Here is a 17,535-nt window from a genome sequence, read left to right on the forward strand (position 1 = left end):
ATGACGATTCTCGTAATTGCGGAACACGATAGTGCGTCGATCAAGGCGGCGACGCTGAACACGGTTGCGGCGGCAGTGAAAATCGGCGGCGATATTGATGTACTGATCGCAGGCTCGAACGCGCAAGGCGCGGCCGATGCTGCGGCGAAAATATCGGGCGTGGCCAAAGTGCTGCTCGCCGACGCGCCCCACCTCGCCGATGGTCTCGCCGAAAACGTCGAAGGCACGGTGCTGAACATCGCGAAGAATTATTCGCACATTCTGGCTCCAGCGACGGCCTACGGTAAGAACATCGCGCCGCGCATTGCGGCGCATCTGGATGTCGCGCAGATCAGCGACATCACGGCGGTTGATAGCCCCGACACCTTCGAGCGCCCGATCTACGCAGGCAACGCGATCGCGATCGTGCAGTCGAGCGATCCGATCAAGGTCATCACGGTTCGCGCGACGGGTTTCGATCCGGTCGCGGCGGAGGGTGGCGCGGCTCAAATCGAAAAGATAGAACCCGCAGCCGATGCCGGTATCTCGCAGTTTGTGAGCCGCGAAGTCACGAAGCTCGATCGTCCGGAACTGACGAGCGCGAAGATCATCGTGTCGGGCGGTCGCGGTCTAGGCAACGGAGAAAACTATACGCGCGTGCTCGAACCGCTCGCCGACAAGCTTGGCGCGGCGCTCGGTGCGTCGCGCGCAGCGGTCGATGCGGGCTTCGTGCCCAATGACTTTCAAGTCGGCCAGACCGGCAAGATCGTCGCGCCGCAGGTGTATGTAGCGGTCGGCATTTCGGGCGCGATTCAACACCTCGCGGGCATGAAGGACAGCAAGGTGATCGTCGCGATCAACAAAGATCCCGAAGCACCGATCTTTGGTGTGGCTGACTACGGTCTCGTCGGCGACCTTTTTGAGGCCGTACCCGCACTCGTATCCGCTTTATAGACACGTCGTCGAGCCGAGGCCTTGACCCCTCGGCTCGCGTCTCTTCCATACGCAAACTCGCTCCTGCCCTCGTTGAACCTGAACACAACGGAGATTTTCAGAACATGATTTCCACGACCGACCCGCATATCAACCGGAAGCCCCGCAACATTTCGCAAGCGGAATGGGACACGCGTGTTCAACTTGCTGCAGCGTACCGCCTGGCTGCCAAGTTCGAACTGACCGATCTGATCTACACGCACATTTCCGCGCGCGTGCCCGGTACGAACGACCAGTTTCTCATCAACCCGCATGGCTGGTTCTTCGACGAAATCACCGCGTCGTCGCTGGTCAAGATCGACGTCAACGGAAACCCGATCGGCGACGACCGTTTCGAGGTCAACGCGGCGGGCTTCACCATCCACAGCGCGCTGCATCAGGCTCGGCACGACGTGGAATGCGTGGTCCATCTGCACACGACTTATGGTATGGCCGTGGCCGCGATGGAATGCGGGCTTCTGCCGCTGAATCAGATCAGCATGCAGTTCTATAACCGTGTCGCGTACCACGAGTATGAGGGTATCTCGTTGGAATTGGATGAGCGCGAGCGGATCGTGAAGTCGATCGGCAAGAAGGAATATCTGATCCTGCGCAACCACGGCCTGCTGACCACGGGGCGTTCGGTCGCGGAAGCGTTCACCCGGATGTACTACCTGAACAAGGCGTGTGAAATCCAGGTTGCGACGCTTTCGGCGGGCCAGAAGGTCACGATTCCTTCGCCGGAGGTCTGCGAGCACGCGGCCAAGCAGCACGACGACTACGCCTATCTCGACACGGTTCACCTCGATCGAGAGTGGACTGCCTTGCTTCGACTGCTCGATCGCGATGGCGGCGGGTATCGCGCTTGATCGCTTGCCGAGATTGGCCGAGGTAACACACCGGCAAGGAGCCTAAGCCGAAGGCGACGCGTCGTTCGTCAGAAGTTCGAACGCGTTGCCCATCCGTAGTTGGAGCCATGCCCGCTAGCAGAGCCACAATCATCCCCATGCTGACGTACACGTTTGTCTCTCCGCGCGGTGCGGCCCTGTTGAGGTTGCGGATTCCGTTTCCCCTCACATGGCGTTCTGAAAGAGGTTCTCTCCGCGTTCTAAAGTCCGACACTGAAAGGACGTTCGGACAGAGAGGATCATTCTTCGTGCCGACCGAGGAGCTGTTCGACAGCCACATTCTCCCGGATGCTCATGGTTCGGCTGCCGGACAACTCGTGATAGCGGCGGACTTTGATCATGCGGGTTTAGCGTGCGAGCCGGACTGGTCCTCGCTGCGCTCAGCCTACGCTCGCGGTTCAAGGGGATTCGGACTCGCGCTCGCGCAGAGTATGTTCAAGCATCCCTGGTACGAGTGGGACATACAAATCGTGGCGGCGCGGCTGGAGCTAACCTCGAAAGGCCTACAGACGGCACTTTTTCGCGATGCCTACAGTTATGAGGCGGCGCTGCGCAGATGCCGGCGATTGCACGGCATGCTCGAGCGCGGACATGCCGGGTGCTTTTTCACGAAAGTGATTGAGCCTGGGCCCGCGCGGCCAACCCTGCGATAGAGGCTCACCGCTCGACAGTCGCACCGATCGAAATATCCGCGACGCGCCGCTTCGCATTGATCGGGACTTTTACTATGCGGGTGATGCGAGCAACGATTTTTTTCTCGTTGACATATGACGTCTCACCTAATACTTTGATAGTGCTGCAAGTCGATTTGGGAATCAGCTGTGTCGACGCAGAGACAGCGCGTTACCGCCATCGTTTGTTATTCGGAGATCTAAGCATGCGTTTCGGTTCATTGAAGAGTATCTGTATGGCGGCCACGGCCGTTGCCACGATGTACACGTCGGCGGCGAGGGCGGACGATGTCGTGATCGGTTTCGCGGCACCGTTGACAGGCGGGTCTGCGCACTATGGCGTCGATCTGAGGCGAGGCGTGGAGCTGGCGATAGAAGACGCCAACGCGAAGAAGCTGGTGATCGGCGGAAAACCGGCACACTTCGCGCTGGACGCGGAAGACGATCAGGGCGACCCGCGGATGGGCTCGCAAGTCGCGCAGAAGCTGGTGGACTCGAAGGTGGCGGGGATTGTCGGCCACTTCAATTCGGGAACCAGCATTCCCGCCTCGCGTATCTACTACAACGCCGGCATTCCGATGGTGTCGCCGACGGCGACCAATCCCACGTTGACCTCACAGGGCTTCAAGACGGTCTTCCGTGTGACCAACTCAGACGCGCAGATGGGGCAACTCGCAGGGCAGTCGGCAGTGCAGACGCTCAAGGGAAAGCGCATTGCCGTGCTCGACGATCGGACCGCATTCGGCCAGGGCATGGCCGATGAATTCGTCAAAGGCGTGCAGGCGGCCGGAGGCAAGATTGCCGATCGTGAATACACGACCGACAAGGCGGTCGATTTCAAGGCGCAGCTCACCACCATCAAGTCATTCAACCCTGATGTGATTTTCTGGGGCGGCCTCGATCAGCAGGCGGGCATGTTGATGAAGCAGATGAGACAGCTTGGAATCAAGGCGACGCTTCTTGGCGGAGGGAGTTTCGAAAACGACACGTTTCTCAAGGTCGCAGGGGAAAGCGCCGAAGGCGCTGTGTCGTGGGACTACGGCGTGCCCATCTCCAAGTTGAAGGCAGGCAAGGAGTTCGACAACCGAATGAAGGCGAAATACAACGAAGGCGTGGTTGCGTATGCGCCTTCGGCCTATGACGCGACTTGGGTTCTCATCCATGCAATGCAAAAGGCGAATTCGACCGATCCCAGGGTGTACGGCCCGCTGGTGAAAAATGTCTCCTTTGAAGGCATCTCCGGCAACATCGCCTTCACGGCCAACGGCGACATGAAGGACCCCGCGGCGACGTTCTACAAGGTCGTCGGTGGGAAGTGGGTGCCGCAGGCGATCGCGGTGGGAGACAAGGTCGAGGCCATCTCAAACTAAGATGCAAACGTAGATCGTTGTTAACCTTTTAACACGAGCTCTATCCAGGAGGGCGTTACCGCGATTGCGGTCGGTTGGGCCGGTCCGAGGGACCGGCTCTTTTTTTATTCGCGGGAGCGTCAGGAGCACGGGCTGGTCGAATCACAGTGTCACGGCCATATCAAGATGTCGTAGCGTCGGCGAAATACAGATGTCGTACTTGTTCTGACGTCCACTCAACGCGCGACCGGCTCATCGATGTCGATATCGAGCAGCGCCGCGCTGATCGACTTGCCGTGCGCATCGAGCGCGAGCGAACGCGTGACGCCGCCGCCGAGCGCAAGTCCAAGCACGAAGTTGAATGCGCCGAGCAGTGGCAACTCGTAGCGCACGACTTCGCCTTTCGCAACATCGGCGAGATGCGCCTTCACGCGCTCGGGCAACAGTTGTGCGCGCAGATGCGCGTAGTGTTGCGCGTCGAAGCAGATCACCGAGACGTTGAGCGTATTGCCCTTGTCGCCGGTACGGCCGTGCGCCAGCTCACGCAGTTTCATCGTTGGCCCTCCACGAATTCGAAAACGGGATTCACATGCTCGCGCTCCAGCAGCACGGATTGAACGGCGATGACTTCACGTGTGGCTTTGGTCACGCCGCCGCCGCCCGCCGGGCCGTTGGTGTAGAGCGTTTCGACTTCGTTGCCGATGCGCGCCGCTTCTTTCGCGTCCGATGTTCGCCCCGCCACGCGCACGCGGACTTCGAAAGGCTCGTCGTGGCGGGCTGCGAGCGCATCGCCATAGAGCGCATTCACGCCGATCAGGTCGAAGCGCAACTCGCTCGTATCGACGCCGGTGATCGCGAGACGATCACGCACGATGTCGAGCGCCAGCCGCGCGCGCGCCACGGCGCCCGGGCCGCCGTAGGAAATCTGGCCTTCGCCGATATAACCATCGACATAGGCCACCGATGTTTTCAGCGTGGCGGTGCGCGCGTGGCCGCATCCGCCGGTCACGCGCACGCGATCCTTTGCCTGTTGTGCGATTCGAACCTGCGTGAAATCCGCGACGACATCCGGCTGGAAGTAGCGCGCGGGATCGTGGATTTCATAGAGCAACTGTTCCTTGCAGGTGGCTTCGGTGACGCAGCCGCCCGCATGCGGCACCTTCGTCACGACGACCGCGCCGTCCGCGCTGACTTCGCCGATCGGAAAGCCGAGCCGCGCGAGATCATCGACGTTCTTGCGGCCTGGATCGGCGAAATAGCCGCCCGTGACCTGGCCCGCGCATTCGAGCAGATGGCCGACGACGGTCGCCTGTCCGAGCGTGTTCCAGTCGTCCATGCGCCAGCCGAATGCGTGGATCAGCGGCGCGGTGAACAGCGACGGATCCGCGACGCGTCCCGTCAGCACGATATCCGCGCCCGCCGCGAGCGCGGCGACGATCGGCGCCGCGCCGAGATACGCATTCGCCGAAACGATGCGATCCGCGTAGGCGCTGACTTCATCGCCGGTTTCCTCGAAGCGCAGATTCGAGCGCAGGACGGTATCGAGCACATCGTCGCCGGTGACGGCGGCGATCTTCAATCCGTGCAGGCCGAGTTCGCGCGCGATCTTCGCCGTCTTCAACGCCGCCGCGCGCGGATTCGCCGCGCCCATGTTCGAGATGATCCGCACGCCGTTCTTCGCTGCCACCGGCAGCACGGCGCGTAGGCGCGCTTCGAGCAGCGGATCGTAGCCCGCGTCGGGATCGTTGCGGCGCGCCTGCTGCGCGATGGCGATGGTGCGTTCGGCCAGACACTCGAACACGAGATAGTCGAGCGCGCCGTGCTCCGCGAGCTCGACGGCGGGCTCGATGCGATCGCCCGAATACCCCGCGCCCGCGCCGATTCTGATGATGTCTTTCATGATGATGCTCGCCCTTTACAACGGAAACACGCCGAGCACGACGCACGCGATCGTCATGACGATCGACGCGCCGAACAGCAGCGGAAACGTGAACTTCTGATGATCCGCGAGATCGATGCCGCACAAGCCGACGACGAGAAACGTCGCGGGCGTGAGCGGGCTCACGGGAAAGCCGGTCGTCATCTGGCCGAGCAGCGCGGCCTGCCCGACATGCACGGCCGGCACACCGAGTTGCGACGCCACTTCGGCGACCACCGGCAACACGCCGAAATAGAACGAATCGGGATCGAAAAGCATGGAAAGCGGCATCGACAGCAGGCCGAGCGCGACGGGAATATGCCCCGCAAAAGCGGGTGGCACGAAGCCGACCGCCGCCTGCGCCATCGCCTTCAGCATGCCGCTGCCCTGCATGATGCCGGTGAACACGCCCGCCGCCAGCAGAATGCCCGCCATCATCAGCGCGGCGCGCGCGTGGGCGTCGATGCGCTTTCGCTGCATATCGACGTTCGGGTAATTCACCATCAGCGCGATGCACAGGCCGACCATGAACATGATCGCGGGCGGAATCTTCTCGCCCATCACGACCATCGTGCCGAGCACGACGATCGTCAGAACGATGTTGAACCAGAAATTCTTCGGGCGGCGCAGCGCGGCTTCCTCGGGCGTGAGCTTGCGTTCGGGCATCGGAATCGCGCCGTTTACGCTCGAATAGCCGAGGCGCTTCTCCTCGCGCCGGCCGAGCCACCACGCCATGCCGAACACAAACACGAGGCCGATCACCTGCACCGGAATCAGCGGATTGAACAGCGCGGAAATCGGCAGATGCAGCGACGCGGAGGCGCGGATCATCGGCCCAGTCCATGGCAGGAAGTTGATGCCCGCCGCCATCGACACGGCCGCCGCGAGCACGCGCTTGTCCATCTTCAGGCGGTCGTAGAGCGGCAGCATCGCGGGAATCGTGACGAGGAAGCAGACCGCGCCGGATCCGTCGAGGTGGATGAGCAGCGCGAGCAGCGTCGTGCCCATCACGATGCGCGTCGGTTTCGTGCCGACCGCGCGCAGGATGCGATCGATGATCGGGTCGAGTGTGCCGGCGTCGGTGATGGTGCCGAAATAGAGAATCGCGAACACGAACATACCGACGACGGGCGCGAGACTCTTGAGGCCGTCGATGACGAACTTGCTGGTCTGCAGCCCGAAGCCGCCGATCAGCGAGGCCGCGATAGGCACGATGATGAGCGCGACGAGCGGAGACATGCGCTTCGAAAGAATCGCCCCGAGCAGGACGACGATGGTGGCTAAGCCGAGCAACGGCAGCATGAACTTGTCTCCGAATCTTGTTTTTTGATGTCGCCCAGAGTAAGTTCGAAGCAGCGATAACACAATTGAAATGATTTGATCGCAGCTATCACGAACCATAATGGATTTGAACCTACGCGATATTCGGGCGCTGATCGCCGTGGCCGAGGCGGGCAGCTTCACGCGCGCCGCAGAACGGCTGCACCTGTCGCAGCCCGCGCTCACGGTGCAGATTCGCAGGCTGGAGGAGGTGCTCGGCGCGCGTCTGTTCGATCGCAACAGCCGCAATGTGGCGCTGACGCCGACCGGCCGCGAGTTGCTGCCGCTCTTGCGCAAATCGTTGCGCGACATGGAGAACGTGCTGCGCGATGCGCGCGCCCTCGGTGAAGGCGAAAGCGGCACGATCCGCATCGCATGTCTGCCCACTTTCGCGGCGAGCGTGCTGCCCGAACTCATCATCGACATGAAGCGCGAAGCGCCGCGCGTCGTGTTCCGGATCCGCGATGCCGTGGCGAGCACTGTCAACGCGCTCGTCCGGAACGAGGAAGCGGATATCGGGCTCACGGGCGGCGAAGTGCACGACCCCATGCTCGAGGTGCTGCATGCGGGCGTCGACCGGCTCGTCGCCGTGTACCCGGAGGCGCATCCGCTCGCGAAGAAGCGCCGCATCGGTCCGGGCGATCTGGCCGGGTTGCCGCTCGTGCTCACCGCACCGGGAACGAGCGTGCGGGCAGTCGTCGACGCGGCGCTCGGCATGTCGGGCGGGCCGCTCGATATCGCGTGCGAACCCACTTACATGATGACCGCCGTTGCGATGGTGCGCGCCGGTCTCGGCGTGACCATCCTGCCCGAGACTGCTCGCGAAGTGCGTGCCGAACCGGGGCTCGTCGTGAAGGAAATCGACCATCCCGCGTTCGTGCGGTCGATTGCGATCGTGAAGAAAAGAGGCAGAACGCTGCCGGCGATCACCGGCAAGTTCGTGCAACGGATGCGTCAGAGCATCGACGATCGTTGAGTGTGGAACGGGTGAGTCATCGATTTGATCGTCGCGGTCGAGTCAGCGTCGCTCGTTTTCGTCACCGCGGTGGTGTATGCGCGCATTCCGTTTGGAACCAGTAGTCGACGATGCGCTGCGCGCGCTGCAGGTCCTCTGGATAGTAGGGATCGTCCCAAAAGGGTGATGGATCGTATCCCGCTTTTCGAAGCGCACCCAACTCGACCTGGTGCTCGGCCATCGTGGGGCTCTTGTTCGTCTTCAATGCGGCCAGGTCGCGACACTCGACGTCGGTGAGATGCCTTCCTGGAGGGGGAGGCATGCCGCCGACCACGCACCCCGAGATCAGGCACGCAAGGGCGAGAAGAAGCGACAGCCTTTTAGCAGTTCTGTCCACCATAGCGGTTTCCAGTTAATTGCCACGGCCTAGTTCGCTGTCTGGGACAATGCGTGGCAGCGCAGCCTTGACCGGCGACGGAAAGTCATTGTCGCCCAGATCAGACCTGTGCGTCATCGCGACCATATACGCTGCCTGCGATGCTCCTTCTATTCTCAGCCCGTCGCAGATGTGGCGGCCGTCGCCATCGGGCAGTTCTACGTCGGCCAGGATCACATCGAAGAGCAGACTTCCCGCCCGTGCACGTGCGGCCTTACAGTCATATGCACGGGATCAAGCATAGAAGATGCCAACGTGCGCGTGACGAGCGATGTCTATCCGCCCGCGTACTCGCTCACGTCTAACGGTCAATGATCACTTGGCGCGCAACTCGATCATGCTCGACGTGCGCGCCGACTCGACGACCGCAAGCGTGGCTTCAAGCGTGCGCGCGGCATCGCGTGCATCGACGATAGGCGTCGTCGCGCCTCTCGCCACATCGACGAAATGACGCAACTGGTTCGCGTACGTGTTCTCCTCGGCGAGATCGATGTGCGTGTCGTGAATCGGCCGATGCCGCCCCTTCTCATCTTCGTATGACCACATCGTCAGGTCGGGCAGCGTGAGCGCGCCGTCGGTGCCCGCGAAGAAATGCGTGGGCACCGGCCGATAGTCGAACAACTGGCGATCTTCGCCTGCGGCCGTATCCCAGCTCCACGGCGTGGCGGTCGTATCGGACAAGCTGATATTCGCGAGCGCACCGTTCGCGAGGCGCAGCGTGCACGCAGCGGAATCTTCGACGTCATGCGCGCGAATCGTGTTCGACGACAGCGCCTGCACCGACACGATCTCGCCGGAGAGATGGCGCAACAAGTCGATCTCGTGAATCAGATTGATGAGGATCGGCCCGCCGCCCGCTTGCTTGCGCCACGGCACATCGAAATACGCATCGGGCTTGTACAGCAGACACATGATGTTCGCGAGGACAAGCCTGCCGATGCGCCCGCTCGCGATCGTCTCTTTCGCCTTGCGCACCGCCGGGTTGTGCCGCCGATGATGACCGACGAGCACCGCGACGCCCGCTTGCTTCGATGCATCGGCGAGCGCATGCGCCGACTCGAGATCGTCCGCGACGGGCTTTTCCATCAGCACGGGTACACGCCGTTCGATGCACGCGAGACCGACTTCCAGATGCGTGTGATTGGGCGTGCATACGACGGCTGCATCGACGTGTTCCTTGTCGAGCAACGCGCGATAGTCGCTATATAAAGGCACCGACAGCGACGCCGCATAACCGCTCGCATCCGGCGAAGGATCGGCGAGTGCAACGAGTCTGCACGCGTCGTTGTTGCGAATCTCCTGCACATGACGCTTGCCGATGACCCCCGCGCCAATCACTGCGATATTCAATGGTTCCATCTATTGAGCCTCGTTGGTTTTCCAGTGACGCTGCAAGAACGGCACGAGTTCGTTCAGCACTTCATCGTGCGATTCTTCCGGCTGCAAATGACCTCCGCCGATGCCACGCCCGCTCACCTCGTCGGCCCACGCGCGCCATATGTCGAGCGGCGTACGCGCCTGTCCCTTGCGTTCCTCGATGCTCCACAGCACATGCACCGGGCACGCGAGCCTGTTACCTGCCGCGCGATCATCTGCATCATGTTGAGCGTCTTCGTGTGCGGCCGCGCGATAGTCCTCGCACATCGCATGCCGCACCGCGGGGTCACGAAATGCACGGCGATAAGCATCGAGCGCATCAGCGTCGATACGTTCCAGGCCGCCCGCCATCTTAGCCAGTGCACGTTCGATGAATGCATCGGGATCGGCGGCAAGCATGCGCTCCGGCAGATCGGCCGGTTGCGCGAGCATGAACCAGTGGAACGCGTTCATCGCAAATGCCTTGTCGACGGCTTCGAACGCGTCGATGGTCGGCACCACGGTCAGCGACGCGTACGCAGTCACGCGCGACGGATGATCGAGCGCGAGGCGATAGCCCGCGCGCGCGCCTCTGTCATGACCGACGATGGCGAAGCGCTCATGACCCAACGCCTGCATCATGTCGACGAGCGCATGCGCGACACGACGCTTCGTCCAGCGCGGCGCGCTCGCAAGCGTTCTGCTCTCGCCATAACCTGGCAAATCCGGCGCGACGATGGTGTACGACCGCGCGAGCACCGGCGCGATGTAACGCCACACGACATGCGTTTGCGGATAACCGTGCAGCAACAAGACGGGTGGCCCCATGCCGCCTGTGACGCCTTTGAAATGCACATCGCCGGCGATGACGTCGAGCGTATTGAAGTGATCGAAACCACGGAACATTCATCGCCTCCTCAAGCTTGTATCGACGCGCCGTTCCAGTCGAACGATGCGGGCAATCCGAAAAACGACGCCGCGATCGGCATGCCGTAGTTCATCATGTTTCTGCCGTGATGCGTCTTCAGTCCTTTCGCCTGCGCCGCGCGCAGAAGCGCGGTGTCGCGCGGTTCCATGATGACATCGGCAACGGTTGCATGCGGCGGCAACGCATCGACAGAAAATGGCAATGCGTCATGCGCATGCAGACCGATCGGCGACGCGTTGATCGCGATATCGATGTTGCGCATATCCGGCGTGCCGCATTCGATGCGCGCATCGCTTTCCTTCGCGATGGCATTCGCAAGTTCGTGCGCGCGTGCATCGTCGATATCGAATAGCGTGAGGCTCGCAACCTTCTCCAGCGCCACCGACCAGCCGATGCTGCGCCCCACGCCGCCGCATCCATGCATATAGACATGCGCGCCTTCGAGCACCACGCCGTCGGCATGCAAGCCCGCGACGAAACCCGCGCCGTCGACGTTGTCGCCTTCCCATGTATTGTCGGTGCGGCGGCGCAGAAGATTGATCGATCCGATGCGGCGCGCCCGTTCGGTCAGCGCGTCCGCGTGCTTCATTGCGACGACCTTATGCGGCATCGTGAAGATGATGCCATCCGTGTTGTCGATATGCTTGACGCCCTGCAATGCGGTATCGAAAGACTCGCTGCGCACATCGGCGGGAAGCATCAGCGCGTTCACGCCATGACGCTTCATCAGCGTGCTCCATACGACCGGTGCGCGCACGTGCGAAATCGGCGAGCCGAAGATGTAGATGAGACGGGTGAGGGCGTTTGCGGGCGCGTCGAGTCTGAGACGCTCCGCTTCGAGTTCGTCATATGCATTCATGCAGTGTTCTCCTTATGCGCAATGCCTTGTCCTTCCAATGTTTCTTCACGCAACGATCGCTCGCGCATGGCTTCGTTACGCAGTCGCTCGTATTCATGCTTGCCGACCGGAATCGCATCGCGTTTGCCGAGATCGCTCATATGAATCCGATACGTCTCGCGCGCCGAGTAGGTCGCAATCGACGCGAGCACAGTGATACCGAATGTGATGCCGCCGACCGTTAGCCAGATATGCGTCGAACCTGGCGGCGCGACGGCCGTGAACAACGCGGGCAGCAGCGCGGAGATCGCCACCCCGACATTCTGCGCGATGGCCATTGAACTCACGCGCATGCGAATCGGGAACAGTTCCGGATAGAAGCTCGGATACACGGCGTTCTGTCCTTGATAGACGATGCCCCACATCAGTATGGACAGAATGATGGCGAGCGTGACGTTGTGCAGGCTGATCGCATAGAGATACGCGAATGAAAGCAGCCCCGATCCGAGCGACGCAACGATGATCGGCAGCCTTCTGCCGACGCGATCCGACAGCGCGCCCCACAGCGGAATGACGAGCATCGCGGTGACGTTGCCGAGCACCGGAATCCACAGATACCAGCTTTTGCTGAAGCCGATGCCATACGCCTGCTGCACGGCATACGCGCCACCGAAGATCGTTGCGACGACGGGAATCACATTCATGATCGACATGCACATGACGCGCAGCATGTCGTCCCAGCAGTGCGTGAACGCGAGCTTGACAGGCGAGCGCGCCGGGCCGCCCGATTCATCGGCTTGCGCGAATGCGGGCGTTTCACGCACTTTGCGCCGGATAAAGTAGCCCGCGACGAGCACGAACGCGCTCATCAGGAACGGCACGCGCCAGCCCCATGCATTGAAGGCGGCGTCGCTCATGAAGTGACTGAGCGGCAGAAACACGGCTGCCGCCAGCAATTGGCCCGCCGTCACGCCCTGCATGCCGAAGCTGCCGAAATAGCCGCGCCGTCCGAATGGCGCATGTTCGAGAATCATCGAGCTTGCACCCGATATCTCGCCCGCGACCGCGAAGCCTTGAATCAGGCGCAACACGACGAGCATCGCGGGCGCCCAGAATCCGACCTGCTCATACGTCGGCAGAAACGCCACGGCCATCGTCGAAAAGCCCATGAGGAACATGCAGACGAGCAGCACGGATTTTCGGCCGTGCGTGTCGCCCCAATGACCGAGCACGATCGCGCCGATGGGTCGCGCGACATAACCGATGCCGTACGTCGCGAGCGATGCGGCGATCGCCACTTTCGCATCGCCCCGCGGAAAGAAGATTTGCGGAAAGATCAGCGCCGCGGCTTGCGCATAGATGAAGAAGTCGTAGTACTCGAGCGCCGAGCCTATCCAGCCGCTCATCGCGGCGAGCTTTGACTGATGCGGCCCGTGTGCTTCATGACCCGTTGTTTGCGACATGGAAGTCTCCAGGGAAACGTTGAAAAAGTTCCTATCTGTGTTTTCGTTCCATGTTAGAAACTTGCGACTTTCGATGTCAACGCGTTTTCACGCACAATTTCCATATGGAAACAAACTAGGGATTGTCCGTAGAAAGCCTAAACACCGCTTGACGACTGAATGCCAGTTCACTCACCATGTGAACCACTTTACATATGAGAACATGAGGTCAGACGATGAACGAAGCACTGATGGAACGGCTCGCGATCCGCGAAGCGGTTGAAAACTGGGCGGTCTGGCGCGATGCGGGCGACTGGGAACGCTTCGCCACGCTCTGGCATCCGCAAGGCGTGATGATGGCCACCTGGTTTCAGGGCACGGGCCCGGAGTTCATCCGCGTGACGCGCGAAGGATGGGCGCGCGGCGTGAGCATTCTGCATTTTCTCGGCGGCACGTCGATCGACGTGCAGGGCACGCGCGCCATCGCCCAGACGAAGATGACCATCTCGCAGCGCGGCGATGTGGACGGTCATCGTTGCGACGTCGTCTGCACCGGACGCTTCTACGACTTCTACGAGAAAGTGAACGGTGAATGGCTCTTGCGCTTGCGTCAGCCGATCTATGAAAAGGACCGCGTGGACCCGGTCGAAACGGGCGTCAGGCTGAACCTCGATCCCGAGATTCTTGGACGCTTTCCCGAGGGTTATCGTCATCTCGCGTATATCCAGACGAAGATCGGCTATCAGGTCAAGCGCGATATGCCGGGCTTGACGGGGCCGGTCGTCGAGGCGCTCTACGCGCGCGGGCGAACGTGGCTCGAAACGGGACAGCTGTGATGACTCGCGAAGTCCATGCGTTCGTCTACTCGGCGTTGCCGAGCCGCGTGATCTTCGGCGCGGGGCGTCGCGCGGATGTGGCCGCCGAACTCGCGCGGCTCGGTTGTGCGCGTCCCTTGATCGTTACGACGCACGATCAGCGCATGCTTGGCGAAGCGCTCGCACATCCATTTCGTGATGCAACCCTCTTCTCCGATGCAACGATGCACACGCCCTGGGACGTCACGCAACGCGCTCTGCACGAAACCGCACGTGCCCGCGCGGATTGTGTGGTCGCGATAGGCGGCGGATCGTCGATCGGTTTGTCTAAAGCGATCGCGTTACAAACAGACTTACCCCAGATCGTGCTGCCGACGACTTACGCCGGGTCCGAGGTCACGCCGATCATCGGCGAAACACGCGACGGTGAAAAGCGCACGCAACGCACGCCGAAGGTGCTGCCCGAAGTCGTGATATACGACGTCGAACTCACGTTGAGTTTGCCGCTCGCGATGAGCGTCGCGAGCGGGCTCAATGCCATTGCGCATGCAGTCGAAGCGCTTTACGCGGAAGACCGCAACCCGATCACATCGATGATGGCGGAAGACGCCATTGCGTCGCTGGCGAAGGCGTTGCCTAACATTGCGCATACGTCCGATTCCATCGATGCAAGACGGCTCGCGCAATATGGCGCATGGCTTGGGGGAACGTGCCTCGGCATGGTCGGCATGGGACTGCATCACAAAATCTGTCACGTACTCGGTGGCACTTTCGATTTGCCGCACGCGCAAACGCATGCCGTGATGCTCGCACATGTCGTTGCCTATAACGCGGCCGCTGCACCGCACGCCATGACATCGATCGCGCGTGCCTTGCATACGAAGGACGCATGGAGCGGTTTGCACGATCTTGCGAAATCGCTCGGCGCGCCGCTTTCGCTCGAGGCGCTCGGCATGCCTGAAGCGGGCATCGATCACGCGCTCGAACTCGTCATGCGCAACGCGTATTCGAACCCACGCGCACCCGAGGCGCGCGCGCTGCGTATCATGCTCGAGCGTGCATGGAAAGGCGAGCCACCCGCGACGGCCGATTGAGGAAACATCATGCGAAACTTCAACGAAGACAACATCACGCAGGCGGTGCTCGAACGTCTGAGCCATTGCGCCGATGCGCGCACGCGTCAAATCAGCGAAGCACTCGTGCGTCATCTGCATGCGTTCGTCAAAGAGATCGAGCCGAGCGAAGCGGAATGGACGAGCGCTATCACGTTTCTCACGCGCACCGGGCAAATGTGCTCCGACACGCGGCAAGAGTTCATTCTGCTTTCGGATACGCTCGGCGTTTCCATGCTCGTCGATGCAATCAATCATCGCTTTGCGGGCAACGCGACGGAAACGACCGTGCTCGGGCCGTTCTATGTCGAAGAAGCGCAAGATCTTCCGCTCGGCGCGTACATCTCGCATGCGTCGGATGGCCCGCCAATGATCGTCGAAGGCAGCGTCTTCGATACGCGCGGCGAACCGGTCGCGAATGCGCTCATCGAAACATGGCACGCGGACGACCACGGTTTTTACGACGTTCAACGGGCCACTGGAAAGGGCGCACTCGACATGCGCGCGCGTTTTCACGCCGATGACGCGGGCCACTTTTGGTATCGCTCCATCGTGCCGGTTCCGTATCCGGTTCCGAACGATGGTCCCGTCGGCAAGATGCTCGATGCGCAAGGCCGTCATCCGTATCGGCCCGCGCATGTGCATTTCAAGGTGAGCGCGCCGGACTTCGAAACAATCGTGACGCACGTGTTTCTAGAGGGCGACGCGTATCTCGACTCGGATGTCGTGTTCGGCGTAAAAGATGCGTTGATCGCGAAGCTGGAAACGGTCGAAGGCGCAACAAGTCTGGCCGGCCACCCAGTTACGCCCGGCACTGCGCGGCTTGCGTATCGATTCGTGCTGCCCGACAGCCGCTGATTCCCCTGGAGCGAACCATGCACAAGCTGTCCTTGCATCACCTCACCATGCTCGACGCGCATCCGCTTCAGCTCGTCGATGCCGCGCACGCAGGCGGCTTCGACTATTACGGCCTGCGCGTTGTCGCGCCGACGGCGGCAGATAGCATCGTCGATGTCGCGCATGACCCCGCACTGATCCGCGAACTCGCCGCGCGCATGGACGCGACCGGCGTACGCCTGCTCGATATCGAAGCGATCTGGCTGCAGGAGAGCACGCGCATCGACGCGTTGTTGCCGGCGCTGGAAGCGGGTCATCGTCTCGGGGCGAAGCATGTGCTCGCCGTCGGTTACGACGATGACCGCGCGCGGCTCATCGACAACTTCTGCGCGCTGTGCGAAGCGGCCGCACGCTTCGACATGACCGTGGGCCTCGAACTCATCACGTACTGCGCAATCGGCACGTTAAGCGACGCGCTCGCCACGATTCACGCGAGCGCTCAGCCGAACGCGCGCATCCTGATCGATGCATTGCAGTTTTTCCGATCCGGTGCGAGCGTGGATGACATCGATGGCATCGCGCCTCGACTCATCGAGTACATTCAGATTTGCGACGGACCGCGCGCGTCGCCGGTATCGGTTGCGGAGCGGCGCATCGAGGCACGCACCGCGCGTCTTTTGCCCGGCGACGGTGAGCTTCCGCTTCACGCGATGCTCGCCAAGTTGCCGTCCGATCTGACGCTCGCCGTGGAAGCGCCGACACTCGCATTGCGCGGCTTGCCCTTCGATGAGCAAGCGCGCAATGTCATGGAGAAGATGAAGCGCTTCCTCGAATAACGCGCTTATTCCGCGAGATATTGGCGCTGAATGCGCGCGGCCGACGCCTTCAGAATCGCGACCGAACGCTCGCCCACTTCCGCGGAAAAGCGCACGGCGGGGATCGCGAGATTCAGCGAGCCGAGCGGAAAGCCGGTCGATGACAAGATGGGCACGCCGATGCCGACGATGCCCGGCGTGTACTCTTCCATCGACTGGGCGAAGCCGTTCTTGCGCACGTCATCGAGTTCGGCGAGCAGCGCTTTTTTCGTCGCGATGGTGTGCTTCGTGAAGCGCTCGAACGACACGGCGCGCAGGTATTCGTTGCGCATCACGTCGGGTAAAAACGCGAGAACGGCCTTCCCGCCCGAGACCGCGTACAGCGGCGCGAGATCGCCGAGCCGCATATGCGACTGCAAACGCTGCTGACTCAGGACCGTCGCGACGACTTCGACCTCTTCGCCCTTCAGTTGATTCAGCGCGCAAGACTCCGCTGTTTGCTGCGTGATATCCGTAAGAACAGGCTCCGCGCACGCGATCAGATTGCGCATCTGATTCGACTGTTGCGCGAGCTTGAGAATTGCGTCCCCAAGCCGATAGCCCTTGGTTTCAGGCACGAAACGCAAATACCCGCGATCGTTGAGATTGCGAATGAGCTTCGTGAGACTGCTCTTCGGTATATCGAGCGCCTCCGCGATTTCCGCGTGCGACATCTCGCGGCCCCACCGTGCGAGCAACTCGAAAAGGTCGAGTACCCGATCCGCCGATTTGACCGTACCGCCCGCATCGACTTCTTCACGCGCCATTTCATGCTCCTCGTTCATATAGAGGAACAGTTTATCCCGTGAATTCATGCTGTCAAGGGTCGAAAGGTTGCAATTCAT

General features: G+C 61.4%; 17 protein-coding genes. 8 read left to right on the forward strand and 9 right to left on the reverse strand.

Translation table 11 applies throughout. The features are described from left to right. From AWB70_RS17860 to AWB70_RS17875, 3 genes are all read left to right on the forward strand, one after another. Positions 1–933 carry an electron transfer flavoprotein subunit alpha/FixB family protein gene (locus AWB70_RS17860; RefSeq protein WP_053570429.1) on the forward strand — a complete coding sequence of 311 codons (933 nt, stop codon included), beginning with the start codon at positions 1–3 and terminating at the stop codon, positions 931–933. Between the two features lie 104 nt (positions 934–1,037). Further along, on the forward strand, positions 1,038–1,820 hold the full coding sequence (locus AWB70_RS17865; RefSeq protein ID WP_045457052.1) for a class II aldolase/adducin family protein: 783 nt from the start codon (positions 1,038–1,040) through the stop codon (positions 1,818–1,820). Between the two features lie 916 nt (positions 1,821–2,736). Then, on the forward strand, positions 2,737–3,900 hold the full coding sequence (locus tag AWB70_RS17875) for a branched-chain amino acid ABC transporter substrate-binding protein (RefSeq protein ID WP_053570427.1): 1,164 nt from the start codon (positions 2,737–2,739) through the stop codon (positions 3,898–3,900). A gap of 215 nt (positions 3,901–4,115) precedes the next feature. Here the strand turns inward: AWB70_RS17875 and AWB70_RS17880 are convergent, their stop codons facing one another. Genes AWB70_RS17880 through AWB70_RS17890 form a run of 3 tightly spaced genes read right to left on the reverse strand, consistent with a single transcriptional unit; the run spans position 4,116 to position 7,099 of the window. Then, positions 4,116–4,433, reverse strand: coding sequence for an AtuA-related protein (locus tag AWB70_RS17880; RefSeq protein ID WP_053570426.1), 318 nt, complete (start codon positions 4,431–4,433; stop codon positions 4,116–4,118). Next, entirely contained in the window at positions 4,430–5,779 is a 1,350-nt protein-coding gene (locus AWB70_RS17885; RefSeq protein ID WP_053570425.1) for an acyclic terpene utilization AtuA family protein, read from the reverse strand. Before AWB70_RS17885 ends, AWB70_RS17880 begins: the two co-directional genes overlap by 4 nt. A 15-nt stretch (positions 5,780–5,794) precedes the next feature. Then, positions 5,795–7,099, reverse strand: coding sequence for a CitMHS family transporter (locus AWB70_RS17890; protein ID WP_053570424.1), 1,305 nt, complete (start codon positions 7,097–7,099; stop codon positions 5,795–5,797). Positions 7,100–7,199: 100 nt separating this feature from the next. On the opposite strand from AWB70_RS17890, the gene AWB70_RS17895 reads away from it, so the two are divergent. Beyond that, the gene (locus AWB70_RS17895) at positions 7,200–8,093 is read left to right on the forward strand and encodes a LysR family transcriptional regulator (protein WP_053570423.1); all 894 of its coding nucleotides are present in this window, start codon (positions 7,200–7,202) and stop codon (positions 8,091–8,093) included. 61 nt (positions 8,094–8,154) lie between these two features. On the opposite strand, the gene AWB70_RS17900 is transcribed toward AWB70_RS17895, so the two are convergent. The 5 genes from AWB70_RS17900 to AWB70_RS17925 all read right to left on the reverse strand — a co-directional run bounded on the left by AWB70_RS17900 (position 8,155) and on the right by AWB70_RS17925 (position 13,093). Then, the gene (locus AWB70_RS17900) at positions 8,155–8,472 is read right to left on the reverse strand and encodes a DUF4148 domain-containing protein (protein ID WP_053570422.1); all 318 of its coding nucleotides are present in this window, start codon (positions 8,470–8,472) and stop codon (positions 8,155–8,157) included. A 351-nt stretch (positions 8,473–8,823) separates the two neighbouring features. Beyond that, on the reverse strand, positions 8,824–9,867 hold the full coding sequence (locus AWB70_RS17910) for a Gfo/Idh/MocA family protein (protein WP_053570421.1): 1,044 nt from the start codon (positions 9,865–9,867) through the stop codon (positions 8,824–8,826). Further along, positions 9,868–10,770 carry an alpha/beta fold hydrolase gene (locus AWB70_RS17915; RefSeq protein WP_053570420.1) on the reverse strand — a complete coding sequence of 301 codons (903 nt, stop codon included), beginning with the start codon at positions 10,768–10,770 and terminating at the stop codon, positions 9,868–9,870. It abuts the gene before it with no gap. 11 nt (positions 10,771–10,781) lie between these two features. Further along, positions 10,782–11,651 (reverse strand): shikimate dehydrogenase family protein, encoded by an 870-nt coding sequence (locus AWB70_RS17920; RefSeq protein WP_053570419.1) that lies wholly within the window; start codon positions 11,649–11,651, stop codon positions 10,782–10,784. Next, entirely contained in the window at positions 11,648–13,093 is a 1,446-nt protein-coding gene (locus AWB70_RS17925; RefSeq protein ID WP_053570418.1) for an MFS transporter, read from the reverse strand. The genes AWB70_RS17920 and AWB70_RS17925 overlap by 4 nt, the downstream gene beginning before the upstream one ends. A gap of 215 nt (positions 13,094–13,308) precedes the next feature. Between AWB70_RS17925 and AWB70_RS17930 the strand changes: the two genes are divergently transcribed. The 4 genes from AWB70_RS17930 to AWB70_RS17945 are packed head-to-tail and all read left to right on the forward strand — an operon-like array spanning position 13,309 to position 16,672. Continuing rightward, a complete protein-coding gene (locus AWB70_RS17930; protein WP_053570417.1) occupies positions 13,309–13,908 on the forward strand; it encodes a nuclear transport factor 2 family protein in 600 nt (199 codons plus the stop codon). Next, entirely contained in the window at positions 13,908–14,981 is a 1,074-nt protein-coding gene (locus AWB70_RS17935; RefSeq protein WP_053570416.1) for a maleylacetate reductase, read from the forward strand. Before AWB70_RS17930 ends, AWB70_RS17935 begins: the two co-directional genes overlap by 1 nt. A gap of 9 nt (positions 14,982–14,990) precedes the next feature. Continuing rightward, a complete protein-coding gene (locus AWB70_RS17940) occupies positions 14,991–15,857 on the forward strand; it encodes a dioxygenase family protein (RefSeq protein WP_053570415.1) in 867 nt (288 codons plus the stop codon). 17 nt (positions 15,858–15,874) lie between these two features. Continuing rightward, positions 15,875–16,672, forward strand: a complete 798-nt coding sequence (locus AWB70_RS17945; RefSeq protein WP_053570414.1) for a sugar phosphate isomerase/epimerase family protein — start codon at positions 15,875–15,877, stop codon at positions 16,670–16,672. 5 nt (positions 16,673–16,677) lie between these two features. Here the strand turns inward: AWB70_RS17945 and AWB70_RS17950 are convergent, their stop codons facing one another. After that, on the reverse strand, positions 16,678–17,505 hold the full coding sequence (locus AWB70_RS17950) for an IclR family transcriptional regulator (RefSeq protein ID WP_235024280.1): 828 nt from the start codon (positions 17,503–17,505) through the stop codon (positions 16,678–16,680). Positions 17,506–17,535: the final 30 nt, after the last annotated feature.

The sequence above is a fragment of the Caballeronia cordobensis genome (genome assembly GCF_001544575.2).
GTDB lineage: Bacteria > Pseudomonadota > Gammaproteobacteria > Burkholderiales > Burkholderiaceae > Caballeronia > Caballeronia cordobensis.

What these genes read in the sequence shown, in the direction of transcription:
- AWB70_RS17860 (WP_053570429.1), top strand. Translation starts at nt 1, where the DNA reads ATGACGATTCTCGTAATTGCGGAACACGATAGTGCGTCGATCAAGGCG.
- AWB70_RS17940 (WP_053570415.1), top strand. Translation starts at nt 14,991, where the DNA reads ATGCGAAACTTCAACGAAGACAACATCACGCAGGCGGTGCTCGAACGT.
- AWB70_RS17920 (WP_053570419.1), bottom strand. Translation starts at nt 11,651, where the DNA reads ATGAATGCATATGACGAACTCGAAGCGGAGCGTCTCAGACTCGACGCG.
- AWB70_RS17895 (WP_053570423.1), top strand. Translation starts at nt 7,200, where the DNA reads ATGGATTTGAACCTACGCGATATTCGGGCGCTGATCGCCGTGGCCGAG.
- AWB70_RS17880 (WP_053570426.1), bottom strand. Translation starts at nt 4,433, where the DNA reads ATGAAACTGCGTGAGCTGGCGCACGGCCGTACCGGCGACAAGGGCAAT.
- AWB70_RS17875 (WP_053570427.1), top strand. Translation starts at nt 2,737, where the DNA reads ATGCGTTTCGGTTCATTGAAGAGTATCTGTATGGCGGCCACGGCCGTT.
- AWB70_RS17885 (WP_053570425.1), bottom strand. Translation starts at nt 5,779, where the DNA reads ATGAAAGACATCATCAGAATCGGCGCGGGCGCGGGGTATTCGGGCGAT.
- AWB70_RS17935 (WP_053570416.1), top strand. Translation starts at nt 13,908, where the DNA reads ATGACTCGCGAAGTCCATGCGTTCGTCTACTCGGCGTTGCCGAGCCGC.
- AWB70_RS17925 (WP_053570418.1), bottom strand. Translation starts at nt 13,093, where the DNA reads ATGTCGCAAACAACGGGTCATGAAGCACACGGGCCGCATCAGTCAAAG.
- AWB70_RS17890 (WP_053570424.1), bottom strand. Translation starts at nt 7,099, where the DNA reads ATGCTGCCGTTGCTCGGCTTAGCCACCATCGTCGTCCTGCTCGGGGCG.
- AWB70_RS17900 (WP_053570422.1), bottom strand. Translation starts at nt 8,472, where the DNA reads ATGGTGGACAGAACTGCTAAAAGGCTGTCGCTTCTTCTCGCCCTTGCG.
- AWB70_RS17930 (WP_053570417.1), top strand. Translation starts at nt 13,309, where the DNA reads ATGAACGAAGCACTGATGGAACGGCTCGCGATCCGCGAAGCGGTTGAA.
- AWB70_RS17945 (WP_053570414.1), top strand. Translation starts at nt 15,875, where the DNA reads ATGCACAAGCTGTCCTTGCATCACCTCACCATGCTCGACGCGCATCCG.
- AWB70_RS17950 (WP_235024280.1), bottom strand. Translation starts at nt 17,505, where the DNA reads ATGAATTCACGGGATAAACTGTTCCTCTATATGAACGAGGAGCATGAA.
- AWB70_RS17915 (WP_053570420.1), bottom strand. Translation starts at nt 10,770, where the DNA reads ATGTTCCGTGGTTTCGATCACTTCAATACGCTCGACGTCATCGCCGGC.
- AWB70_RS17865 (WP_045457052.1), top strand. Translation starts at nt 1,038, where the DNA reads ATGATTTCCACGACCGACCCGCATATCAACCGGAAGCCCCGCAACATT.
- AWB70_RS17910 (WP_053570421.1), bottom strand. Translation starts at nt 9,867, where the DNA reads ATGGAACCATTGAATATCGCAGTGATTGGCGCGGGGGTCATCGGCAAG.